General features: G+C 69.1%; 18 protein-coding genes. 9 read left to right on the forward strand and 9 right to left on the reverse strand.

Features of this window, described 5'->3' with window-relative positions:
• Window positions 1-1,006: LacI family DNA-binding transcriptional regulator (locus CQ034_RS14955; protein ID WP_105711664.1), on the reverse strand; the 1,006-nt coding region annotated here is incomplete at its 3' end.
• Between the two features lie 57 nt (window positions 1,007-1,063).
• Between CQ034_RS14955 and CQ034_RS14960 the strand changes: the two genes are divergently transcribed.
• On the forward strand, window positions 1,064-1,909 hold the full coding sequence (locus CQ034_RS14960; RefSeq protein ID WP_105711665.1) for an NAD(P)-dependent oxidoreductase: 846 nt from the start codon (window positions 1,064-1,066) through the stop codon (window positions 1,907-1,909).
• 48 nt (window positions 1,910-1,957) lie between these two features.
• Here the strand turns inward: CQ034_RS14960 and CQ034_RS14965 are convergent, their stop codons facing one another.
• Window positions 1,958-2,986: a LacI family DNA-binding transcriptional regulator gene (locus CQ034_RS14965; RefSeq protein ID WP_105711666.1), complete on the reverse strand. Its 1,029-nt coding sequence runs from the start codon at window positions 2,984-2,986 to the stop codon at window positions 1,958-1,960.
• Between the two features lie 172 nt (window positions 2,987-3,158).
• On the opposite strand from CQ034_RS14965, the gene CQ034_RS14970 reads away from it, so the two are divergent.
• The 4 genes from CQ034_RS14970 to CQ034_RS14985 all read left to right on the forward strand — a co-directional run bounded on the left by CQ034_RS14970 (window position 3,159) and on the right by CQ034_RS14985 (window position 8,204).
• Window positions 3,159-4,457, forward strand: a complete 1,299-nt coding sequence (locus CQ034_RS14970; protein ID WP_105711667.1) for a sugar ABC transporter substrate-binding protein — start codon at window positions 3,159-3,161, stop codon at window positions 4,455-4,457.
• A gap of 80 nt (window positions 4,458-4,537) precedes the next feature.
• Window positions 4,538-5,443, forward strand: coding sequence for a carbohydrate ABC transporter permease (locus CQ034_RS14975; RefSeq protein WP_029264422.1), 906 nt, complete (start codon window positions 4,538-4,540; stop codon window positions 5,441-5,443).
• A gap of 5 nt (window positions 5,444-5,448) precedes the next feature.
• Window positions 5,449-6,339 carry a carbohydrate ABC transporter permease gene (locus tag CQ034_RS14980; protein ID WP_105711668.1) on the forward strand — a complete coding sequence of 297 codons (891 nt, stop codon included), beginning with the start codon at window positions 5,449-5,451 and terminating at the stop codon, window positions 6,337-6,339.
• Window positions 6,336-8,204: a beta-L-arabinofuranosidase domain-containing protein gene (locus CQ034_RS14985; protein ID WP_219860800.1), complete on the forward strand. Its 1,869-nt coding sequence runs from the start codon at window positions 6,336-6,338 to the stop codon at window positions 8,202-8,204. Before CQ034_RS14980 ends, CQ034_RS14985 begins: the two co-directional genes overlap by 4 nt.
• A gap of 9 nt (window positions 8,205-8,213) precedes the next feature.
• On the opposite strand, the gene CQ034_RS14990 is transcribed toward CQ034_RS14985, so the two are convergent.
• From CQ034_RS14990 to CQ034_RS15020, 7 genes are all read right to left on the reverse strand, one after another.
• Entirely contained in the window at window positions 8,214-9,251 is a 1,038-nt protein-coding gene (locus CQ034_RS14990; RefSeq protein ID WP_105711670.1) for an ABC transporter permease, read from the reverse strand.
• The gene (locus CQ034_RS14995) at window positions 9,248-10,321 is read right to left on the reverse strand and encodes an ABC transporter permease (protein ID WP_105711671.1); all 1,074 of its coding nucleotides are present in this window, start codon (window positions 10,319-10,321) and stop codon (window positions 9,248-9,250) included. Before CQ034_RS14995 ends, CQ034_RS14990 begins: the two co-directional genes overlap by 4 nt.
• A complete protein-coding gene (locus tag CQ034_RS15000) occupies window positions 10,318-11,925 on the reverse strand; it encodes a sugar ABC transporter ATP-binding protein (protein ID WP_105711672.1) in 1,608 nt (535 codons plus the stop codon). Before CQ034_RS15000 ends, CQ034_RS14995 begins: the two co-directional genes overlap by 4 nt.
• Window positions 11,926-12,006: 81 nt before the next feature.
• On the reverse strand, window positions 12,007-13,011 hold the full coding sequence (locus tag CQ034_RS15005) for a substrate-binding domain-containing protein (RefSeq protein WP_105711673.1): 1,005 nt from the start codon (window positions 13,009-13,011) through the stop codon (window positions 12,007-12,009).
• Window positions 13,012-13,190: 179 nt separating this feature from the next.
• Window positions 13,191-14,738 carry a sugar ABC transporter ATP-binding protein gene (locus CQ034_RS15010; RefSeq protein WP_105711674.1) on the reverse strand — a complete coding sequence of 516 codons (1,548 nt, stop codon included), beginning with the start codon at window positions 14,736-14,738 and terminating at the stop codon, window positions 13,191-13,193.
• A complete protein-coding gene (locus CQ034_RS15015; protein ID WP_105711675.1) occupies window positions 14,735-15,754 on the reverse strand; it encodes a LacI family DNA-binding transcriptional regulator in 1,020 nt (339 codons plus the stop codon). The genes CQ034_RS15010 and CQ034_RS15015 overlap by 4 nt, the downstream gene beginning before the upstream one ends.
• A 67-nt stretch (window positions 15,755-15,821) precedes the next feature.
• The gene (locus tag CQ034_RS15020; protein WP_105711676.1) at window positions 15,822-17,081 is read right to left on the reverse strand and encodes a D-arabinono-1,4-lactone oxidase; all 1,260 of its coding nucleotides are present in this window, start codon (window positions 17,079-17,081) and stop codon (window positions 15,822-15,824) included.
• A gap of 78 nt (window positions 17,082-17,159) precedes the next feature.
• Between CQ034_RS15020 and CQ034_RS15025 the strand changes: the two genes are divergently transcribed.
• From CQ034_RS15025 to CQ034_RS15040, 4 genes are all read left to right on the forward strand, one after another.
• A complete protein-coding gene (locus tag CQ034_RS15025) occupies window positions 17,160-18,206 on the forward strand; it encodes a LacI family DNA-binding transcriptional regulator (protein WP_105711677.1) in 1,047 nt (348 codons plus the stop codon).
• A gap of 95 nt (window positions 18,207-18,301) precedes the next feature.
• On the forward strand, window positions 18,302-19,639 hold the full coding sequence (locus CQ034_RS15030) for a substrate-binding domain-containing protein (protein WP_105711678.1): 1,338 nt from the start codon (window positions 18,302-18,304) through the stop codon (window positions 19,637-19,639).
• The gene (locus CQ034_RS15035; protein ID WP_029264409.1) at window positions 19,636-20,583 is read left to right on the forward strand and encodes a carbohydrate ABC transporter permease; all 948 of its coding nucleotides are present in this window, start codon (window positions 19,636-19,638) and stop codon (window positions 20,581-20,583) included. Before CQ034_RS15030 ends, CQ034_RS15035 begins: the two co-directional genes overlap by 4 nt.
• The gene (locus CQ034_RS15040; RefSeq protein ID WP_105711679.1) at window positions 20,583-21,509 is read left to right on the forward strand and encodes a carbohydrate ABC transporter permease; all 927 of its coding nucleotides are present in this window, start codon (window positions 20,583-20,585) and stop codon (window positions 21,507-21,509) included. Before CQ034_RS15035 ends, CQ034_RS15040 begins: the two co-directional genes overlap by 1 nt.
• The last annotated feature ends 32 nt before the right edge of the window (window positions 21,510-21,541 follow it).

Genomic DNA, 21,541 nt, shown 5'->3' on the forward strand with positions numbered 1-21,541 from the left:
GGGGCGGGGCGACGGAGGCGCGGGAGACCAGCACCGGCGCCACGGGGGCGAGAGCGGATGCCGCGGTCGCGGTTCCGCCGATCGCGGCGGCGACGGCCCGACGCGCGAGCTCCTCGAAGTCCTGCCGCACGGTGGTGAGCGGCGGCCAGTAGTACGCGGCATCCGGCGCATCGTCGAACCCGACCACGCTGACGTCGCCCGGAACCGTGAGCCCCGCCTCGTGCAGGGCGCTCAGCAGCCCGAGCGCCATCTGATCGTTCGCCGCGAACACCGCCGTGACCCCAGAGTCGCGAACCGCCTCGACCGCCGCGTACCCCGATCCGGCCGACCAGTCCCCCGCGATCACCGGCCCCGGCGTCAACCCGCGAGCGGCGAGCTCCGCGGCGAAACCCTCGGCGCGCGACTCCGCCTCGAGCCAGTCCGCAGGTCCCGCGAGATGCGCGATGCGGGTGTGTCCGGCATCGGCGAGCGCGGCGACCGCCAACCGTGCACCCGCCGCCTGATCCACCGAGAGTCCCGTCGTACCGAGGCCGGCGGAGTGCAGTGTCACGACCGGCACGTCGATGCGCAGCGCGGCGAGCGCCTCCAGCGTCTGGGCGTGGGGGGCGACGACGACGATCCCCTCCACCCCCTGCACGACGAGGTGGTCGACCGCCGCGACGACGGCTCCGACATCCGCCGCATCCGCGAAGGCCGCGCTCACCCAGTACCCGGCTTCGCGGGCCGAAGCCTCCAGCGCGGCGAGGCTGCGCGAGGGCCCGTACTGCAGCGCATCCGAGGCCAGAACCCCCAGGGTCCGCGAGCGCCGGGTGCCCAGCGCCCGGGCGGCGTTGTTCATGCGGTAGCCGAGCTCCGCCATCGCGGCGACCACGCGCTCCTTGGTGTCGGTGGCGACGTCGGGGTGGTCGTTCAGCACCCGCGACACGGTCTGCCGGGACACGCCTGCGCGGGCGGCGACGTCGCGGACGCCGATGGATCGGCTGCGGCCGCTGCTCGTGTCACTCACGCCGACGAGTGTACGACGCCCGGTCCACTCGGCCCGCCGCCGTGGCACTCTGGTGACATGCGCATCGCTCTCACCGGCTCCTCCGGCAAGCTCGGCCGCGTCGTCGCCCGCGAACTCCGCGCGAACGGCTACGACGTCATCGGCATGGACCTCACCGGCACCCGCGGCCCCGACTTCGTGCAGGTCGACCTGACCGACTACGGCCAGGTCGTCGACGCGTTCACGGCGGTCGGCGACAGGCACGACGGCATCGACGCGGTGGTGCACCTCGGGGCGATCCCGGCCCCCGGCATCCGCACCGACGTCGCGACCTTCCACAACAACATGCCGGCCACGTTCAACGTGTTCTGGGCCGCCGTGCGCCTCGGCATCCGACGCATCGTGTACGCCTCGAGCGAGACGGTGCTCGGGCTGCCGTTCGACGTGCCGCCGCCCTACGTGCCGGTCGACGAGGACTATCCCGCGCGCCCCGAATCCGTGTACTCGCTCGTGAAGACGCTCGAGGAGCAGCTCGCGACCGAGCTCGTGCGCTGGCACCCCGACCTGTCGATCACGGCCCTGCGGTTCTCGAACGTGATGGTCCCCGAGGACTACGCCGAGTTCCCCTCGTTCGACGCCGACGCCCTGCAGCGCAAGTGGAACCTGTGGGGCTACATCGACGCCCGCGACGGCGCCCAGGCGGTGCAGCGGGCGCTGGAGGTCGCAGCCCCCGGATTCGATCGGTTCATCATCGCGGCGGCCGACACCGTGATGTCGCGGCCCAACGACGAACTGCTCGCCGAAGTGTTCCCCGACGTGCCGAAGCGCCGCGAGTTCGGCCCGAACGAGACGCTGCTGTCGATCGACCGGGCGCGCCGCGTGCTCGGCTACGACCCGCAGCACTCCTGGCGCGACCACGTGTGACGCCGGCAGCGTCGGAGACGCCGAGCCTGCCGAAGGATCTCGAACGGGTCAGCGCCGGGCGATGGTCGACCCGCGGATCACCAGGCGCACGGGCAGATGGTGCGAGCCCTCACCGATGTCGACGCCGTCGATCGCGTCGAACACGCGCTGCGCCGCCTGACGCCCGAGCTGCTGCAGGTTCGCGTCGATGCTCGTCAGTTCCGGGCGGGCGTTGGTCGCCAGCACCTCCCAGTTGTCGTAGCCGATGACGGCGAGATCATCGGGCACCGAGCGCCCGAGATCCCGCGCCGAGTCGAGTACACCGCGCGCGATCTGGTCGGACCCGCAGAACACCGCATCGATGTCCGGGTGCCGCTGCAGCAGCAGCGCTCCGGCATCCCGACCCCAGTGCTCGGTCCATTCCGAGAGCATCGGATCGCCGACGAACTCAAGTCCGGCTTCGGCGAGCGCCGACCGGGCACCGGCGAGACGATCCTGCGCCGCGGCGTAGGAGGGCTCACCTGAGATGTGCGCGATGCGTCGGCGCCCGCACGAGAGCAGATGCTCGATCGCGAGGCGCCCTCCCGCATAGTTGTCGGGAGTGAGGGACAGGTCACGCGGATCGTCGGACGGCGCGTACGCGTACACGACCGGAACCGGGATGTCCTGCCCGAGCGAGGGACGCGGGTCGGTCTGCCGTCCGACGACGATGATGCCGTCGACGCGTCGGCTCAACAGCTCTTTCAGGTGATGCTGCTCGCGGATCGCGTCGCCGCGGGCGTCGCAGAGGAACACGTTGATGCGCCCCGCACCGAAGGCGTCTTCCGCCCCCATGAGGATCGGGATCATGAAGCGGCCTTCTAGGTCGCTGGTGAGCAGTCCCACCGTGCCGGTGCGTCCGGCGAGGAGCCCTCGGGCCATCGCATTCGGGGTGAACGCGAGCTCTGCGGCGGCGGCCACGACCCGGGCCTTGGTGGCCACTGCGACATCACCGCGGTCGTTGAGCGCCTTCGATGCCGTGGCGATCGAGACGCCGGCATGCCGTGCCACGTCGCTGAGCGTCGCCGCCTTGCCCGCCATGTCGCCACTGCTGACCATCTCGCCCCCTGAACGTTTCTGAAAGGTTATCGGAGCGATGCTTGACCGCCGCGCTTCATTCACGATATACCTTTCGAAAGCGGTTTCGGAGTTTTCGAAATTGCACCTCAGCTCGACACTGCCGTCGCTCGCCGACCGCATCCACTCACCGAAGAGTCCTGGAGGCAATCCCATGCACACCACCCGACGCCGTGCGTTCCGCCGCACGGCCACCATCCTCGCCGTCACCGGCCTGCTCGCCGTCCCACTGGCGGGCTGCGCAGCCGGCGACGACACCGCCGGCCCGACCGAGGAGATCCCCGCGGGAGGCGTCGACGACGGGTCGACGCTGACGCTCTGGACCCGCGCTCCCATCGAACGCCAGGCCAAACTGCTCGTCGATGCGTACAACGACTCGCACGAGAACCAGGTCGAGCTCACGGTCGTCCCCAACGACGACTACGTCGCCAAGGTCGGCGCCGCCGCCGGGTCCGGCGGACTCCCCGATCTCTTCGCGGCCGACATCGTCTACGTGCCCAACTGGGCGCAACAGGGCCTCTTCGCCGACCTCTCGACCCAGATCGACGGCCTCGACTTCAAGGACGAGATCAACCAGGGCCACCTCGACGCCGGCACCGTCGACGACAAGGAGTACGTGCTGCCGTTCGCGCTCGACCTCTCGATGCTGTTCTGGAACAAGGAGCTGTTCGCCGAGGCCGGCCTCGACCCCGAGAAGGCGCCGGCGACGCTCGAAGAGTTCTCCGAGGCCGCGCAGGCGGTGCAGGCTCTGAACAAGCCCGACACCTACGGCACCGCCACGGGCCTGAACTGCGGCGGCTGCCTGGTCTTCACCTGGTTCCCCTCGGTCTGGGCCTCCGGCGAAGAGGTCATGAGCGACGACGGCACCGAATCGCTGCTGAACGGCGACTCGGCTCAGGCTGTGTACGACACCTGGGCCGAGTTGGAAGAGGCGGGCGCGGTGCTTCCGAGCTCCACCGACGAGACCGGCCCGACCTGGACCGCGGCCTTCAGCGAGGGCAAGGTCGGCGTGATGCCGTTCCCGGCGACGCTCCTCCCCTCGCTGGAGTTCGACGCGGGCGTGGCCGGCATCCCGGGTGTCGACGGCGGCGTCTCGACGTTCGTCGGCGGCGACGGCATCGGCATCTCGAAGGACTCGAAGCAGTCCGCGCAGGCCTGGAACTTCCTCGACTGGATGATGTCCGAGGAGGCACAGGTCGAGGTGCTCGCCAAGGACGGCAACGCGGTCTCACGCGGCGACCTCGCCGACAACGAGTACGCGGCGGCCGACCCCCGCCTGGTCACGATCAACGAGGTCGCGGCGCAGGGCAGCACACCCGTGGCTCTGAACTTCCAGCAGGCGTTCAACGCGCCGGGCAGCCCGTGGCTCACGCTCGTGCGAAACCGGGTGCTGAACGGCGAGGACTCCGTCGACGCCGACAACGACGAGATCACCGCCATCCTCGGGCAGTGATCCTCCCGGCGGGCGGTGCCATGACGCGCCGCCCGCCGCTCCCCTCGACAAAGCGACAGCCTCCGACGAAAGAGAACCCGATGACCTCGACCGCACCCCCGCTGCGCCGCCGACGCGCGCGCACCGGATTCGGCGGCCCCGTGCAGGGGTGGCTGTACGCCGCCCCCACCGCGATCTTCGTGGCGCTGCTGTTCGTGGTCCCGCTGATCCTCGTGCTGCAGATGTCGGCATCCGACTGGCCGCTGCTCAGCGGGAACCAGGGGTTGAACTTTCCCGAGAACTACGTGGATGCCGTCAATCACCGTCTCTTCTGGGACAGCATCCGCTTCACCCTGCTGTACACGGTCATCACCACCGTGCTCCTGATCGGCCTGGGTCTCGGGCTCGCGCTGCTCGTGCAGGAGTCGACCCGCTGGAAGGGCCTCCTGCGCACGGCGTTCCTGATTCCGAGCGCCCTGGGCCTGGCATCCGCCTCGCTGCTCTTCTACGTGCTGTACTCCCCCATCGCCGGGCCCTTCGCCGGACTCATGAAGTCGTGGGGCATCACCTTCCTCGGCACCCCCGACGGCGCACTGTGGTCGACGATCTTCCTCATCGTGTGGCGCTTCGCCGGCTTCTACATGCTGCTGATGCTCGTGGGACTGCAGGGCATCCCCGACGACATCTACGAAGCCGCGCGCATCGACGGCTCGAGCCGCTGGCAAACCTTCCGCTACATCACGGTCCCCCTGCTGAAGCCGACGTTCGCGCTCACGACCGTGATGTGCGTGACCGGGTCGCTGCTCGCGTTCGAGCAGTTCTACATCCTCACCAAGGGCGGCCCCGACAACAGCACGATGACGGTCGTGCAGCTGATCTACAACGTGGCCTTCCAGGGGCAGAACAGCCTCGGCATCGCCGGCGCCCTCTCGGTGATCGTGCTCCTCGCGCTCATCGTCATCAACGTCTTCCAGTTGCGCGCCTTCCGGCGTCCGGATGAGAGCTGACCCGCATGTCTCAGACACTGACCCGCAGCATCGTCGCGCCGGGACACCAGCCCACCCCTCCGCGTTACCGCTCGAAGGCGGCTCGTATCGTCTACGGCATCCCGTACTGGGTGTTCACGACCGCCCTCGCGGTGATCTTCCTCTACCCGCTCATCTGGACCGGCGTCTCGTCGGTCAGCCCGATGGCGGGCACGAGCCAGACCGACGGCTGGGGGTTCGGCAACTATGCCGCCCTCGGCGAGTACCAGGCGGGCATCTGGGTCTACCTCGGCAACTCGCTGTTCGTCTCCGTGCTCACGGTCGCCCTGACCCTGTTCATCTCGCTGCTCGGCGGCTACGCCTTCGCCCGGTTCTCGTTCCCGGGTAAGAACGCGCTGTTCCTGCTGACCCTCGCGATCCTGATGGTGCCGTACGCGACCCTGCTCATCCCGCTGTACGTGATCCTCAACGCGGTCGGCCTGCAGAACTCGCTGGTGGGCGTCGCACTCGTGATCACCATGTTCCAGCTGCCGTTCTCGATGTTCATGATGCGCATCTCTTTCGAATCGATCCCGCGCGAGATGGACGAGGCGGCGATGGTCGACGGATGCTCCAGCTGGGGCGCCCTGTGGCGGGTGCTGCTCCCGGCGGTCAAGCCCGGACTCGTCACCGTCGGGCTGTTCGCGTTCCTCACGGCATGGAACGACTTCATGGCGCCGCTGATCCTCATCAACGACTCGAACCGCATGACACTGCCGCTCGCGGTCGCGAACCTCCGCGGGCAGGTGCAGGGTGTCGTCGACTACGGCGCCACCGAGGCGGGAGTCGTCGTGCTGGCGCTCCCCTGCATCGTGCTGTTCCTGATCCTCCAACGACACTACGTGCGCGGCTTCATGTCCGGCGCCTTCAAGGGATGACGATGTTCGACACCACTGCACCGGCTGCTCCGGTGGTTCCCACGCGCGGGCGCCTGCGCCCCCTCGGCCTCGACGACGTGCGCATCACGGGCGGATTCTGGGGCGAACGCCAGGCCGTCAACGGCACTGCGACCCTCGACCACATCGAATCGCGCCTGGAGTCGGAGGGCTGGCTGCCCAACTTCGATCTCGCCGCCGCGGGCACACTGCCCGAGGGGCGCCGCGGGCGGGAGTTCGCGGATTCCGAGATCTACAAGTACCTCGAGGCCCTCGCCTGGGAGATCGGACGGACGGATGCCGCGACCGATGCCCCGCTCGAGCAGCGTTTCCGCGCCGTGGTCTCGCGGGTGGCTGCCGCGCAGGAGACCGACGGCTATCTGAACACGCAGTTCGGGCGCCCGGGGCAGGGCGAGCGCTGGTCGGATCTGGAGTGGGGCCACGAGCTGTACTGCCTCGGACACCTCTTCCAGGCGGCGGTCGCCCGGCACCGCACCCGGCCGGATGCCGACGACGGACTCGTCGCGGTCGCCCGACGCGCGGCCGAGCTCGTCTGCGGCGAGTTCGGCGCCGACGGCCGCGACGCGATCTGCGGTCACGCCGAGGTCGAGGTCGGACTCGCCGAGCTGGGACGGGCGCTCGGGGAACAGCGCTTCATCGACCAAGCGGCCCTGTTCGTCGAACGGCACGGCCGCGGTTCGCTCGCCGAGATCGAATGGGGCCAGGAGTACTTCCAGGACGACGTGCCGGTGCGGGCGGCTGATGCCCTGCGCGGGCATGCCGTGCGCGCGAACTACCTGGCCTCCGGTGCCACCGACGTCGCGATCGAGCGCTCCGACGACGGGCTGCTCGACGCGTTGCGCGGGCAGTGGGACCGCACGGTCGAGCGCCGCACCTACGTGACCGGCGGCCAGGGCTCGCACCACCAGGACGAGGCGTTCGGCGCCGACTGGGAGCTGCCTTCGGATCGCGCGTACTCCGAGACCTGCGCCGGAGTCGGGTCGATCATGTTCTCGTGGCGGCTGCTGCTCGCGACCGGCGACGCCCGGCACGCCGACCTCATCGAGCGGACCCTCTTCAACGTCGTCGCGACGTCTCCCGCGCCGGACGGTCGGGCGTTCTACTACGCGAACACCCTGCACCAGCGGGTTCCGGGGGCACCGGCCGACCCGGAGGGAACGTCGAAGCGCGCCTCCTCGTCGTTGCGCGCGCCGTGGTTCGAGGTCTCCTGCTGCCCGCCCAACGTGGCGCGCACCTTCGCGAGCCTCGCGGCCTATGTCGCGACGGCCGACGACGAGGGCGTGCAGCTGCATCAGTACGCGCCGGCATCCGTACGCACCACGCTGCCCGACGGACGCGTGATCGCGCTCGACATCGCGACCGGATACCCGGCCGACGGCGGCATCCGCGTGACGATCGCGGACGACGCCGAGTTCACGCTCACCCTGCGGGTGCCGGCGTGGGCAGAGGGCGCGACGGTGCGGGTCGACGCCGACGACGAGAGCGCGCAGCATCCGGCTGCACCCGGCGTGGTCGAGGTGCGCCGCGCCTTCCGCGCCGGTGATGTCGTCGAGCTGACGCTGCCTCTCATGGCGCGCACGACGAGCCCCGATCCTCGCGTCGACGCCGTGCGCGGCTCGGTCGTGGTCGAGCGCGGCCCCGAGGTGCTGGCTCTGGAGTCTCTCGACTTCGGCGCCGATGTGGTCGACGCGGTGGTCGCCGGCGAGCCCGTCGAGTCCGGAGGTCAGGTGCGGATGCCGTTGCGGAACCGCGCCTCCGGCGAGGTCGCGGAGGCCCTGCTCGTCCCGTATCACGACTGGGCGCAGCGCGGTCCGTCCACGATGCGGGTCTGGATCCCGACGGCCTGACCCCCGGGACTACTCCCGCTTCCGAGTGACCGCGCGCTGCAGCAGCACGAAGACCAACAGGATGCCGCCGGTGATGATGGTCGTCATCTCCGGCGGGATGCCGCCGTCACGGGTGATCAGCACGTTCATCAGGCCGAGAACCAGCGCACCGATGACCGACCCGAGCACGTAGCCGTAGGCGCCGGTGAGCACCGTGCCGCCGATCACGGCCGCAGCGATCGCGTCGAGCTCCCACCCGATGCCGGTGATGTTCTGCGCCGTGCCGAGTCGTGCTGTGTAGAGCACGGCGGCGAGTCCGGCGAGCGAACCGCTGATCACGTAGACCAGCACCTTGGTCCGATGCACCGGCAGCCCCATCAGGAGCGCCGAGCTCTCGGACCCGCCGATCGCGTACACCGTGCGGCCGGTGCGGGTGCGGTGCAGGACGAAGAAGGCCACTGCGACGACGATCACCGCGATCACCACGGCCGGCGTGATGACGAGGTCGTTCACCTTGGGTCCGTCGACGATCTTGAGCTGCACGCCGATCCACCGGATCGGAGAGTCCTCGCCGAGGCGCTCCGGCTTGGTGCTCAGCAGCGAGGCGAGCCCGCGCCCGAGGAACATCATGGCCAGCGTCGCGATGAACGGCTGCACGTTGAAGTATCGGATCAGGACGCCGGACACCACGCCGAATGCCGCGCCGATCCCGATCATGGCGACGATCACGGCGAGCGCGTTCCAGCCCGCGTTCGAGAGCATCACCCCGGCCACCGAGGACAGCGCGATGATCGACCCGACCGACAGGTCGATGCCACCGGTGAGGATGACGAAGGTCAGTGCGACCGCCAACACGATCAGGTGCGCGTTGTTGATGAGCAGGTTCGAGAGCGTGTTCGCCTGCACGATGCGCCCGTAGGCGATCTCGCCGAACACGACCATGCCGACGAAGATGACCACCGAGGCGATGGTGGGGAGCACCGAGGGGTTCGCGGTGATCACGCGTCGGATCCGGTCGAGGAGCGTCTCGGTCTCGTTCAGGGCGGGAGCCGCCGTCGCCACGCTCATGCGGACACCTCCTCTTTCTGTGCGGCCGGTTCGACCGGTGCGGAGCGGCGCCTTCTGCGGAACCAGCTGCGCACGCGTTCGGACTGGAGCAGGCACAGCGCGACGATCACGATGGCCTTGAATGCCGGCGTCGCCGACGACGAGATGCCGAGGTAGAGGACGGTCTTATCGAGCGTCGCGATCAACAGCGCTCCGACGAAGGCGCCGCTCAGCGAGAACTTGCCCCCGGCGAGCGATGCCCCGCCGATGACGACGGCGAGGATGGCATCGAGCTCCAGCTGGTACCCGGTGCGGGAGATATCGACGGTCATGACGCTGCCGACCGACATGATGCCGGCGACACCGGCCAGCACGCCGCTGAGGATGTACGTCGTCAGCAGGAGGCCCTTGGGCTTGATGCCGGCCATGCGGCTCGCCCGCGGGTTGATGCCGATGGCCTCGATCATGAGGCCGAGGGCGCTGCGGCGCACGACCCAGCCGACGGCGAGCACCAGCAGCACCGCCAGGATGAACACGACCGGGATGCCGAGCACGAAGCCGTTCGAGATCCAGCGGAACGCATCGTTGGACGCCGTGGTGTTCTGACCGCCGGTGATCACCTTGGCGATGCCGCGCCCGGCGAGCATCAGCACGAGCGTGGCGATGAACGGCTGCAGCCCGACGTAGGCGACGAGCACCCCGTTGACCGCCCCGAGGATACCGGTGATCAGCAGCGCGAGGCCGACGGCGCCGAGTGCTCCCCCCACCCCGGCCGACGGGTCGGCGGCACTGAGGAACTCCATCGAGACGGCGCCCGCGACGGCCATGAGCGAGCCGACCGAGAGGTCGATGCCACCGGTGGCGATCACGAGGGACATCCCGATGGCGATCATCATGATGGGCGCCGCCTGGCGCAGGATGTCGATGACGTTGCCGACCAGGTTGCCGTTGTTCGGGTTGATCGACACAGCCAGATACGTCGGGTCCTTGAGCACGTTCAGGGCGAGCAGCGCGACGATGGCGACGATCCCCCAGAAGAAGGGCTTGTGGATCAGGTCGCGCCAGATGGTGGAGCCGGTTGCGGCGGTCATCGCGCTGCCTCCTTGTCAGTGGTGTGAGCGATGCTATCCGGCAGCGCGCCGTCGGTTTCGTCGAGGGTCTCGGCCGCCGCTTCCACGCCGTGCGCGGCGATCACGTCGACGACCACCTGGGCGGTGACGTCCGGTCCGTTCTGGATCTCGCCGATCTTGCGGTGGTCCTTCAGCACGACGATCCGCTCGGACAGCCGGACCACCTCTTCGAGCTCGGACGAGATGAAGACCACGGCGACGCCCTCTTCCGCGAGTTCGGCCACCGCCTCCTGGATCTCGGCCTTGGCGCCCACGTCGATGCCGCGGGTGGGCTCGTCGAGGATGAGGAGTTCGGGCCGCGTCGCCAGCCAGCGGCCGAGCAGCACCTTCTGCTGGTTGCCGCCCGAGAGGTTCTTGATCATCCGGTCGGGATCGGCGGGGCGCACGTTCAGCTGCGCGATGTACTTCTCGACGATCGCGTCCTGCTCCTTGCGGGGCATGGGCCGCGCCCAGCCGCGCTCGGCCTGCACGGCGAGGATGATGTTCTCGCGCACGGTCAGGTCTCCGACGATGCCCTCGTCGCGGCGGTTCTCGGTCGAGAACGCGATGCGCAGGGCGAGCGCTTCGGCGGGCGACTTCAGCTCGACGCGGTGACCGTGCAGCTCGATCGTCCCGCCGTCGGTGCGGTCTGCTCCGTAGAGCAGCCGGGCGAGTTCGGTGCGTCCGGAGCCGAGCAGGCCCGCGACGCCGATCACCTCGCCGGGGCGGATGTCGAGGTCGGTGGGCTCGACCGCGCCGCGACGCGTGATGCCGGATGCGGACAGCAGCGGCTTCTCCTCGGCGTCACGGGGTGCGCGTCGACGGTTGCCGCCGAGCGACTTCAGCGCGTCGAGGTCCTTGCCGATCATGGTCGAGATGAGCGCGTGCCGGTCGAGGTCACGGGTGAGGTACTCGCCTTCGTAACGGCCGTTGCGCAGCACGGTGAGGCGGTCGCTGATCGCATAGACCTGATCGAGGAAGTGCGAGACGAAGAGGATCGCGACCCCCTGGTCGCGCAGCGAGCGGATCACGGTGAAGAGGCCGTCGACCTCGGCGGCATCCAGGCTCGATGTGGGCTCGTCGAGGATGAGGACCTTGGCCTTGATCGCCATGGCCCGGCTGATCGCGACGAGCTGCTGCAGGGCGATCGAGAGGGTGGAGAGAGGTCGGCGGGTGTCGAGGTGTCCGAGTCCGAGCCGGCTGAGGGCCTCGGTGGCCGCGCGATGAGTGGCCGACCAGTTGATGCCGAACGGACCGCGGCGCTCGTGCCCGAGCATGACGTTCTCGCCGATGGAGAGGTTCGGCGCCAGATTGACCTCTTGGTACACGGTCGAGATGCCGGCGTCCTGGGCGTCTCCGGCTCCGGTGAAGCTGCGCTCCTGGCCGGTCACGACGATCGACCCGGAGTCGATGCGGTAGACGCCGGTGAGGGCCTTGATCAACGTCGACTTGCCGGCGCCGTTCTCCCCCATGAGGGCGTGCACCTCACCGGGGAACAGGCGGAAGTCGACCCCGTCGAGGGCTTTCACACCGGGGAATCCGATCGATATCCCGCGCATCTCGACGATGGGGAGTTCTTCGTTCATCACTGTCTCTCCGTCCGGGTGCCCGGGTGGCGCGCTGCGGGCGCCACCCGGGCGGGGTGCCGGATCACTCCGGCGTCGGGTTCAGTACTTGCGGTCCGCCAGCACGGCCTGCGCGGCTTCGGCGGAGTCGAACGCCTCGCTCGGGACGACGATGTACGACTCGACCTCGTCACCGGCGAGCGCCTTCTCGACGACCTCCATCGCGGTCTCGCCGAACAGCGGGTTGTACTCGTGCACGTAGCTGAGCTGACCGTCGGCGAGCGCCTGCATGGCGTTCTTGGTGCCGTCGATCGTGGCGATCTTCACGTCTTCGCCGACGACGAGGCCGGCTTCTTCGGCCGCCTGCGCGGCGCCGAGGCCCATCTCGTCGTTCTGCGCGAACACGAGCTGGATGTCGTTGTTCGCCGACTTGAGCATCGTCTCGAAGACGCTCTTGCCCTCTTCGGCCGACCAGTTCGCGGTCTGCGCGTCGAGCTTCGTCAGCGCGGCGTCACCGAGGCCCTCGTCGAAGCCCTCGTTGCGCTCGTTCACGACGCCGACGCCGGCCGGACCCTCGAGCACGACGTAGTTGCCGCCATCGGGGAAGGTGGCGGCCGCCCACGTGCCGACCTCCTTCGCGACCTCGACGTTGTCGGGGGCGATGCGGGTGACGTAGAGGCTGTCGTCGTCGGGCTCGATGCCACGGTCGAGCAGGATCACCGGGATCTCGGCCTCCTGCGCTCGCTTGAGGGAGTCCTCCCAGCCCGAGGCCTCGGTCGCCGACAGCAGGATCACGTCGACACCCTCGTCGACGAACGACGTGAACGCGTCGATCTGCGACTTCTGGTCGAGGTTGGTGGCGGGGGCGTACTTGAGCTCGTATCCGGCGTCCTCCGTGAAGGTGTCCTGGATGTTCTGCTCGTTGGCCTCGCGCCACGCGCCTTCGGGGCCGACGGCGACGAAACCGACCGTGGTCAGCTCGTCGGAGCCGCCATCGCCGCCGGCTTCTCCGTCGGTTCCTCCGGACGAGCAGGCGGCAAGGCCGATGGTGAGTGCGCCGGCTGCGACCAGACCGAGCGCGATGCGGATGCGCTTCTTCGCGGACATGTTCTCCTCCTTGAGATGCCGGTAGTCAGCCCGGCAATGGTGGACCTGACGTGGTCCCTTGCGTGAGTGCAGGACAGCGGCACTGCCTATCCTGCGGCGATGTTACCGGGAACAATTTCTGGAACACAAGGATTGTTCCAAAAATCAGGAATGTTCCAGCGGCGAGGTTCTGTTACCGATCACAATTCCGCGTCAGGACCGGGATCCGCGGCGATCATCTCCACCACAGTGTCGACCGTGACACCCGGCCCGTTACTGAGTTCGCCGATCTTCTCGCGGTCTTTCAGCACGATGATGCGGTCGCTCAGGCGCACGACCTCCTCCAGTTCCGAGGAGATGAAGACCACGGCCACCCCGTCGCCCGCGAGCTGACTGATCCGGCGCTGCACGTCGAGCTTGGCCGCGATGTCGATCCCCCGCGTCGGCTCGTCGAGGATGAGCACGTGCGGGCGCACGGCGAGCGCGCGCGCCAGCAGCACCTTCTGCTGCGTCCCCCCGGAGAGCAGCTTGACCGGTCTGTCGAGGTCGGCGGGAGACAGATGCAGCGCCTCGACATAGGTGTCGACGATCGCCGCCTCCTCGGCCGCCGACAGCGGCCGCGCCCAGCCGCGCAGCGCCTGCAGCGACAGGATCATGTTCTCCCGGGCGGTCAGATCACCGATGATGCCCTGCGTGCGTCTGCTCTCGGCCGACAGCGCGATGCGATGGCGCAGCGCGGCCGACGGACTGCGCAGTTCCACGCGTTCGCCGTCCACCCACAGTTCGCCGCTATCGGTCCGCGTCGTGCCGCTGAGGAGTGCCGCGAGCTCCGAGCGTCCGGATCCGCGGAGGCCGGCCAGACCGACGATCTCGCCCCGCTGCACCTCGAAGTCGGTCCGTTCGAACTCGCCCCGCCGCCCGACGTCCGTGGCGCGCATCGCGGGCTCTCCGTCCGAGGCGTAGTGATGCGCCTTGCGTTCCGAGCCGAGTGCCCGCAGCCCGTCGAGGTCCTTGCCGAGCATCTTCGAGATGAGGTCCGCCCGCTCGAGGTCCCGCGTGGCATACTCGCCGATCCGCCGACCACCGCGCAGCACCGTCATCCGGTCACTGATCGCGAAGGCCTGCTCGAGGAAGTGCGTGATGAAGAGGATGGCCACCCCGCGCTCCCGCAGACCGCGGATCACCCGCATGAGCGTGGCGACCTCCTCCTGGTCGAGGCTCGAGGTCGGCTCGTCGAGGACCAGGACCCTCGGGTCGTCCACGACGGCGCGGGCCAAGGCGACGAGCTGCTTCTGCGCCGGCGTCAGCATCGACAGCGGTGTCTTCGGATCGAGGTCGTCGAGCCCCAATCGCGCCAGGGCACCCGCGGCATCCGCTCGCGTGCGCTTCCAGTCGATGCCGAAGTACCCGCGACGCTCGCGGCCCAGCATGACGTTCTCGGCGACGCTGAGATTCGGGGCCAGCTGCGTCTCCTGGAACACCGTGGCGATGCCGGCGGCACGACTGTCGGCGACACCACCGAACCGGCGCGGTTCACCGTCGACGAAGACGGCTCCGGCATCGGGGGCGCGCGTACCCGTCAGCACCGAGACCAGGGTCGACTTACCGGCCGCGTTCTCTCCCATCACGGCATGCACCTCGCCGGGGAAGAGCCGAAAGTCGACATCGTCGAGCGCCCGCGCCCCCGGGAACTCGACCGTGATCCCCTGCAGCCGGACGAGCGGCTCCGGGGTGTGCTCGGCGCTCACCGCCCCTCCCGCGGGGCGGCCGACGAGGCGCGCGGCACCAGCTCGGTCGGGATCCGGGTCAGCGCCGGGATCTCGCGCCCCTCGATCGCGGCACGGAGCATCTCGACGACGGCAATGCCGAGAGCCCCGAAATCCTGGCGGACGGTCGTGAGGGGCGGAACGAAGTGGCGAGCGAGCGGCACGTCGTCGAAGCCGACGACGCTGATGTCGTTCGGCACATCGAAGCCCTTGTCGTGCAGGCCGTGGATGAGCCCGATCGCCATGTCGTCGTTGGCCGCGAACACGGCCGTGTAGTCGGGGAGCCGCTGCAGACCCCTCGCGAAGTCATAGGCGAAGTCGGCGGACCAGTCCCCCACGACGATCGGCCGTTCGCGGATGCCCCACGACTTGGCTCGGGAGTGGAACGCCCGCTCCCTGGCGCGCGCGTCCAGCCAGTCCAGCGGTCCGGAGATGTGCAGGATGTCGCGGTGTCCGAGCGCGACGAGGTGATCGACCACGAGGGTGGTCCCGGCGTGCTGGTCGATCGACACCGTGAGGAAGGTCGGGTCCGCATCGGCCTTGACGACGAGCATCGGCACGTTGATCGCGATCCTTCGCAGCGCGGCCACGGACGACGAGCGCGGAGCGATCACGCAGAGGGCATCGACGCCCTGCGTGACGAGGTGGTCCACCGCCTCCTGCGGGGTGAGCGTGTCACCTTCATGGAGCGCAATCGGCGTGACCGAGTAGCCGGCCGCGCGCGACGACATCTCCACCGCGCGCAGGATGCTCGTGGGGCCGTACGCCACCGCGCTCTCGACGATCACGCCGATGCGCTGCGTGCGCTGGGTGGCCAGCGCTCTGGCGACCAGGTTGGGGCGGTAGTCGAGCTCTTCGATCGCCTCGAGCACGCGCCGCCGGGTGTCGGGCTTGATGTTGGGGTGGTCGTTCAGCACCCGGGAGACGGTCATGTGCGACACCCCGGCGATCGTCGCGACCTGCCGGATGTTGGGCTTGTCCGAGCCGACGTTCACCATGCGCACCTCCGTCGGCTGCTCCGGTGAATGTTACCGAGAACAACCCAGGGGGTGCAACGACCTCCGCCTACAGTCCGAGGCGCTCCAGGTACGGGTTCACCAGGCGGCGCTCGGGGTCGTAGCGGACGGCGAGCGCGGCGAAGTCGTCCCATCGCGAGTACCGCGAGCGCGTCTCGGCACCGTCGAGCGTGAACACCTTGCCCCAGTGCGGGCGGGCGGACTCGGGCAGCGCAGCCTCGATCGTCGGGAGCAGGGCGCGAACCGCGGCCTCGTCGGGCTTCCAGGTGAAGTGCAGGCCGACGGCATCCGCCCCGTACGACGAGCTGAGCCACAGGTCGTCCGCGCGCACGGTGCGGATCTCGTTCACGAGCAGCAGCGGCGCGATCTGCCCGGCGAGCGTGCGCACGGCCTGGATCGCGGCGACCGCATCCGCCCGGGGCACGAGGTACTCGCTCTGTATCTCAGCGCCGGCCGACGGCGTGAACTCGAGCTTGAAGTGCGCCAGCCGCTCGAACCACGGTCCCGACACCCCGAGCTGCTCGGTGCACGCGACCGGGTCGACGCCGAGGATCGGATGCCGCTTGCTCACCGCCGGCACCGCGCCGAGCTTCTCGAACAGCGACTCCCGCGCGGCCTCGCGCGCCTCGGGCTGCCGCTGCTTGACCCAGATCTGGTCGACGAAGTCGGTGCGCTCCCAGGTCGAGAACAGGCTCACGCTGGTGCCGATGGAAGTCACGTCGTCGAAGTCGGCGAGCACGGCGTCCCAGTCCGGCCGCTCGAACACGTGCTGGGCGACCTCGTAGGTCGGCTCGACGTCGAGCGTCACGTCGAGCACGGCGCCGAGCGCGCCGAGGCTCACGACCGCACCGTCGAAGTCGGCGTCGCCGCGCTCGAGCGTGCGCGTCTCGCCTGAGGGCGTGAGAATCGTCAGGCCCCGGACCGCGCTCGCGAGCGAGCCGATCGCGTCACCCGAACCGTGCGTCCCGGTGGCGACCGCACCGGCGATCGAGATGTGCGGCAGCGAGGCGAGGTTGGCGAGCGCGAGCCCCTCGGCCTCGAGCAGCGGCGCGATGTCGCCGTAGCGGGCGGCGCCTGCGACCTTCACGGCCGTGCGGTTCGTGTTCACCTCGAACACCGCGGGCAGACAGTCGAGCGCGATGAGCACACCGTCGGTGTCGGCGATGTCGTTGAAGCAGTGCCGCGACCCGAGGAAGCGCACCGGTCCGCCCTGGCCGAGCAGAGCACCGAGCTCGTCGACCGTCCCCGGGTGCGCGATCGTCGAGGCCCGGTACGTGAGGTTGCCTGCCCAGTTGCGTTCGGTGGTCATGGCGCCATGATAGCCAGGGCGGCGCTGACTACATCGATGTACTGGGCCCGCTCCCGGCCTCGACGCTAGGCTGACCGGATGACAGCGCAGCCGCCGCCCCGCGCCACGATGAAGGACGTCGCGGCCCTCGCCGGGGTGTCGACGAAGACCGTCTCGAACGTGGTCACCGGCACGGTTCCCGTCAACGACAGCACACGGGCCAAGGTCGAGTCGGCGATGGCGCAGCTCGACTTCGTGCCCAACCTCAGCGCCAGGGGGCTGCGCAAGGGACGCTCCGGGATCATCGCCGTCGCCCTCCCCGACCTCGCCACCGCATTCTCGGCCGAGCTCGTGCACCGCATCGTCGAGGCCGCCCATGAGCGAGGTCTCGCCGTGCAGATCGAGGAGACGGCATCCGAGCCCGAGCGCGAGAAGGAGCTGGTGTCCCGCGCACGCGCGCACCTGGTCGACGGCCTCATCCTGAACCCGATCCGCCTCGAGGACAGCGTGCTGAAGTACGCCGACCGCCTGCCGCCGCTGGTGGTGATCGGCGAGGTCGAGCAGAACCGCGCCGACCACGTGCGCATCGACAGCAGGCAGGCCGCGGCCGATGCCACGCGTCACGTGCTCTCCCGCGGCGCGACCCGTGTCGCGGTGGTCGGCGCCGACGACGATCCGGCGATCGCCACCGCCACCAGCCGCCTGCGCCTCGAGGGGGTGCACGATGCGCTGCGCGAAGCGGGCATCCCCCGGGATCCCGCTCTCGAGATCAACCGCCTCCCGTGGTCGATGGGCGGTGGGGCGGAGGCCGTGCGCATGCTGCTCGACCGTCGCGTGTCCTTCGACGCGATCGTCGCGTTCACGGATTCGCTCGCGCTCGGGGCGCTGCACACGCTGCACGACAACGGCATCCGCGTGCCCGACGACGTGATCGTGACCGGCTTCGACGACGTCGAGTTCTCGCGGTACACCTCCCCGGCCCTGACCTCGGTGGCGTTCGATCGGCGGGCGTTCGCGATCGCGGCGCTCGGTCTGCTCGAATCGCGCATGGACGACCGGGCCGCTCCCCCGCGCGCCCTCACCCTCTCGCATCACCTGCTGGAGCGCGCGAGCACGCAGGGGCGCCCGCGCGGTTACCGCCCCTGACATCCGCCACTCCTGGGTCTCGATCTGATGCTTGCGCCGTCGATTACATCGATGTAATGATGAGGCGTCCCCCGCACAGTCACGAAGGAGTGACGATGACACCCCCACTCGATCTGTCCCGCAGGCAGTTCCTCACCGCCGCCTCGCTCGCCGCCGGCACGGCACTGCTCGCCGGTTGCGCGCCCGGCACGACCCCCGGCTCCGGCCCGCAGACGCTGCAGTTCTGGCACCTGCTCTCCGGCGGCGACGGCGTGACGATGTCGTCACTGCTAGATCAGGTCAACGGCGCGCAGTCCGCGTTCCGCATCCGCCCGACCGTGCTCGCCTGGGGCACCCCGTATTACACGAAGCTCGCGATGGCGGGCGCCGGCGGCCGCGCCCCCGACGTCGCCATCATGCACGCGACGCGCACGGTCGGCTGGGCGCCCGGCGGACTGCTCGACACCTGGGACCTCGACCGTCTCGCCGAGCTCGGCGTCGACAGCTCGACCTTCCCGAAGCCGATCTGGGAGAAGGGCTTCGTGGGCGACGACATGTACAGCGTCGCGCTCGACGCGCACCCCTTCGTGATGATGTTCAACACCGACGTGTGCGATGCCGCCGGGGTCCTCGACTCCGACGGAAAGCTGCAGGAGACGAGCTCGCCCGAGGAGTTCCTCGAGCAGCTGCGCACCGTGAGCGGCACCGCATCCGGACACGCCCTCTCGTACGGCTACCTCGGCGACGGCGCGCAGATGTGGCGCCTGTTCTACACCTTCTACTCGCAGCACGGCGGCGCCATGGAGCTGCCCGCCGGCGGGCCGGCCGTGATCGACAAAGACGTCGCGGTCGAATCGCTCACGCTCATGCAGACCTTGCTCGACGGCGAGATCGCGGCCGCCCAGAACGACTACGGCAGCGCCATCGCCGAGTTCGCCACCGGCAAGAGCGGCATGCTCTTCACCGGAGTCTGGGAGCTGCGCACCATGCAGGCCGCCGGCATCCCGTTCGACGCCACCATGATCCCGACGCTCTACGGCACCCCGGCTGTCTACGCCGACTCGCACTCCTTCGTCCTCCCGCACCAGTCCAGTGCCGACCCCGTGCGGCGCGATCTCACCTACGAGTTCGTCGCCGACATGCTGAAGAACTCCTTCGGCTGGGCCGAGGCCGGCCACATCCCCGCGTTCCTCCCCGTGACCGAATCCCCCGAGTACGCCGACCTCATCCCCCAGGCGAACTACGCCGAGGCGGCACAGCACGTCGTGTACGACCCGACCGCATGGTTCACCGGGTCGGGCTCCAACTTCCAGGCCGAGTTCGGTGCGGCCGTGCAGAACGTGCTGCTCTCGGGCGACGACCCGGCGGCCGCGATCGACCGCTTCGAGGCACGGGTGAACACCCTGCTCCGACAGCCGAACCCGGCAGACCCCGAAGGGACGTTCGGATCATGACCTCCGCCACCGACTCCACCCGCACGATCGTCACCGGGTCCCGCACCACCCCGCGCGGACGCCGCGCCGGCTCCCGCAACCGCGAGCAGCTCATCAGCTGGGTCTTCCTCGCACCGTTCCTCGTGGCCTTCGCCCTGTTCCTGGTCTGGCCGATCATCCACGGATTCATCCTCAGCTTCACCGACCAGTCCCTCACCGGGGCCGGCGGCTCGTTCATCGGATTCGCCAACTACGCCGAGGCGTTCGTCGACCCGAAGATGTGGCAGTCGATGGGCAACACCGTCTGGTTCACGCTGCTCTCCACGGTGCCCCTCGTCGTGATCGCCCTCGCGATGGCGGCCCTCGTCGACCGCGGCATCCCCGGCCAGTGGCTCTGGCGCCTGTCGTTCTTCATGCCGTTCCTGCTCGCCTCCACCGTGATCTCGCAGATCTGGGTCTGGATCTTCAACCCCCAGGTCGGCGCGGCCAACAACATCCTGGAGTTCTTCGGGCTCGAGCCGCTCGCGTGGCTGCAGAACCCCGAGACCAACATGCTGTCGATCGTGATCGCCACCGTCTGGTGGACGGTCGGCTTCAACTTCCTGCTCTACCTCGCGGCGATGCAGAACATCCCGCCGCAGCAGTACGAGGCCGCGTCCCTCGACGGCGCCGGCGCCTGGCGCCAGTTCTGGTCGATCACGCTCCCGCAGCTGGGACCGGCGACGGTGCTCATCCTGATCCTGCAGATCCTCGCCTCGCTCAAGCTGTTCGACCAGGCGTACCAGATGCTCGGCGGGGTCGCGAGCGACACCACGCGCTCGATCGTGCAGTACATCTACGAGGCCGGCTTCGTCAGTTACCGGTTCGGCTACTCGGCCGCCATCTCCTACGTCTTCTTCGCTCTCATCGTCATCCTCGGCGTCGCGCAGGCCCTGATCACGCGCCGCCGGAAGGAGCAGTTCTGATGTCCACCGCCACCGCATCCCCCCTCGCCCCCACCGCAACCGAGACGATCACGACGGCGTCGTCGCGTCGCCCCCGGCGCTCGCACCTGCCCGGCCAGAAGCCGTTCGGGCCGCTCCGCATCACCGCGTTCGTCGTGCTGCTGCTGCTCGCCATCGGCTGGCTGCTGCCGTTCCTCTGGGCGGTCGCGACCGCGTTCAAAACCGAGACGGATGCCGCATCCGGCGACCCCGGCTGGATCGGCGCGAGCGGACCCACCATCGAGGCGTTCACCGCGATCCTCTCGCAGGGCAACGTCTACACCTGGGCGCTGAACAGCCTGCTCACCTCCGTGGCGATCACCGTGATCACCCTGGCGATCTCGGCACTCGCGGCCTACGCCTTCTCGCGCCTGGACTTCACCGGCCGCAAGTGGCTGTTCGTGGTGATCATCGCCTCGATCGTCGTGCCGCCGCAGGTGCTGATCATCCCCCTGTTCTACGAGATGCTCGCGTTCAACATGGTCGACACCTACTGGGGTCTGATCCTGCCGCAGGTCGTGGCCCCCGCGATGGTGTTCATCCTCAAGCGGTTCTTCGACGCCATCCCGATCGAGCTGGAAGACGCGGCGCGCGTCGACGGCGCCGGCCGGTTCCGGATCTTCTGGTCGATCGTGCTGCCGCTCTCCCGTCCGATCATGGCCTCGGTCGCGATCTTCGTGTTCATCAGCGCATGGAACAACTTCCTCTGGCCGTTCCTCGTGATCAACGACACGACGCTGATGACGCTGCCGGTCGGACTCCAGACCGTGATCAGCGCCTACGGCGTGCAGTACGCCCAGGTCATGGCGCAGGCGGTGCTCGCGGCGCTGCCGCTCATCATCGTGTTCATGATCTTCCAGAAGCAGATCGTCAAGGGAGTCGCGACGAGCGGCTTCGGCGGTCAGTAGTCCCCCACCCGGCTCGAGAGCCAGAAATCTAG

The organism is Microbacterium sp. MYb45 (genome assembly GCF_002979655.1).
GTDB lineage: Bacteria > Actinomycetota > Actinomycetes > Actinomycetales > Microbacteriaceae > Microbacterium.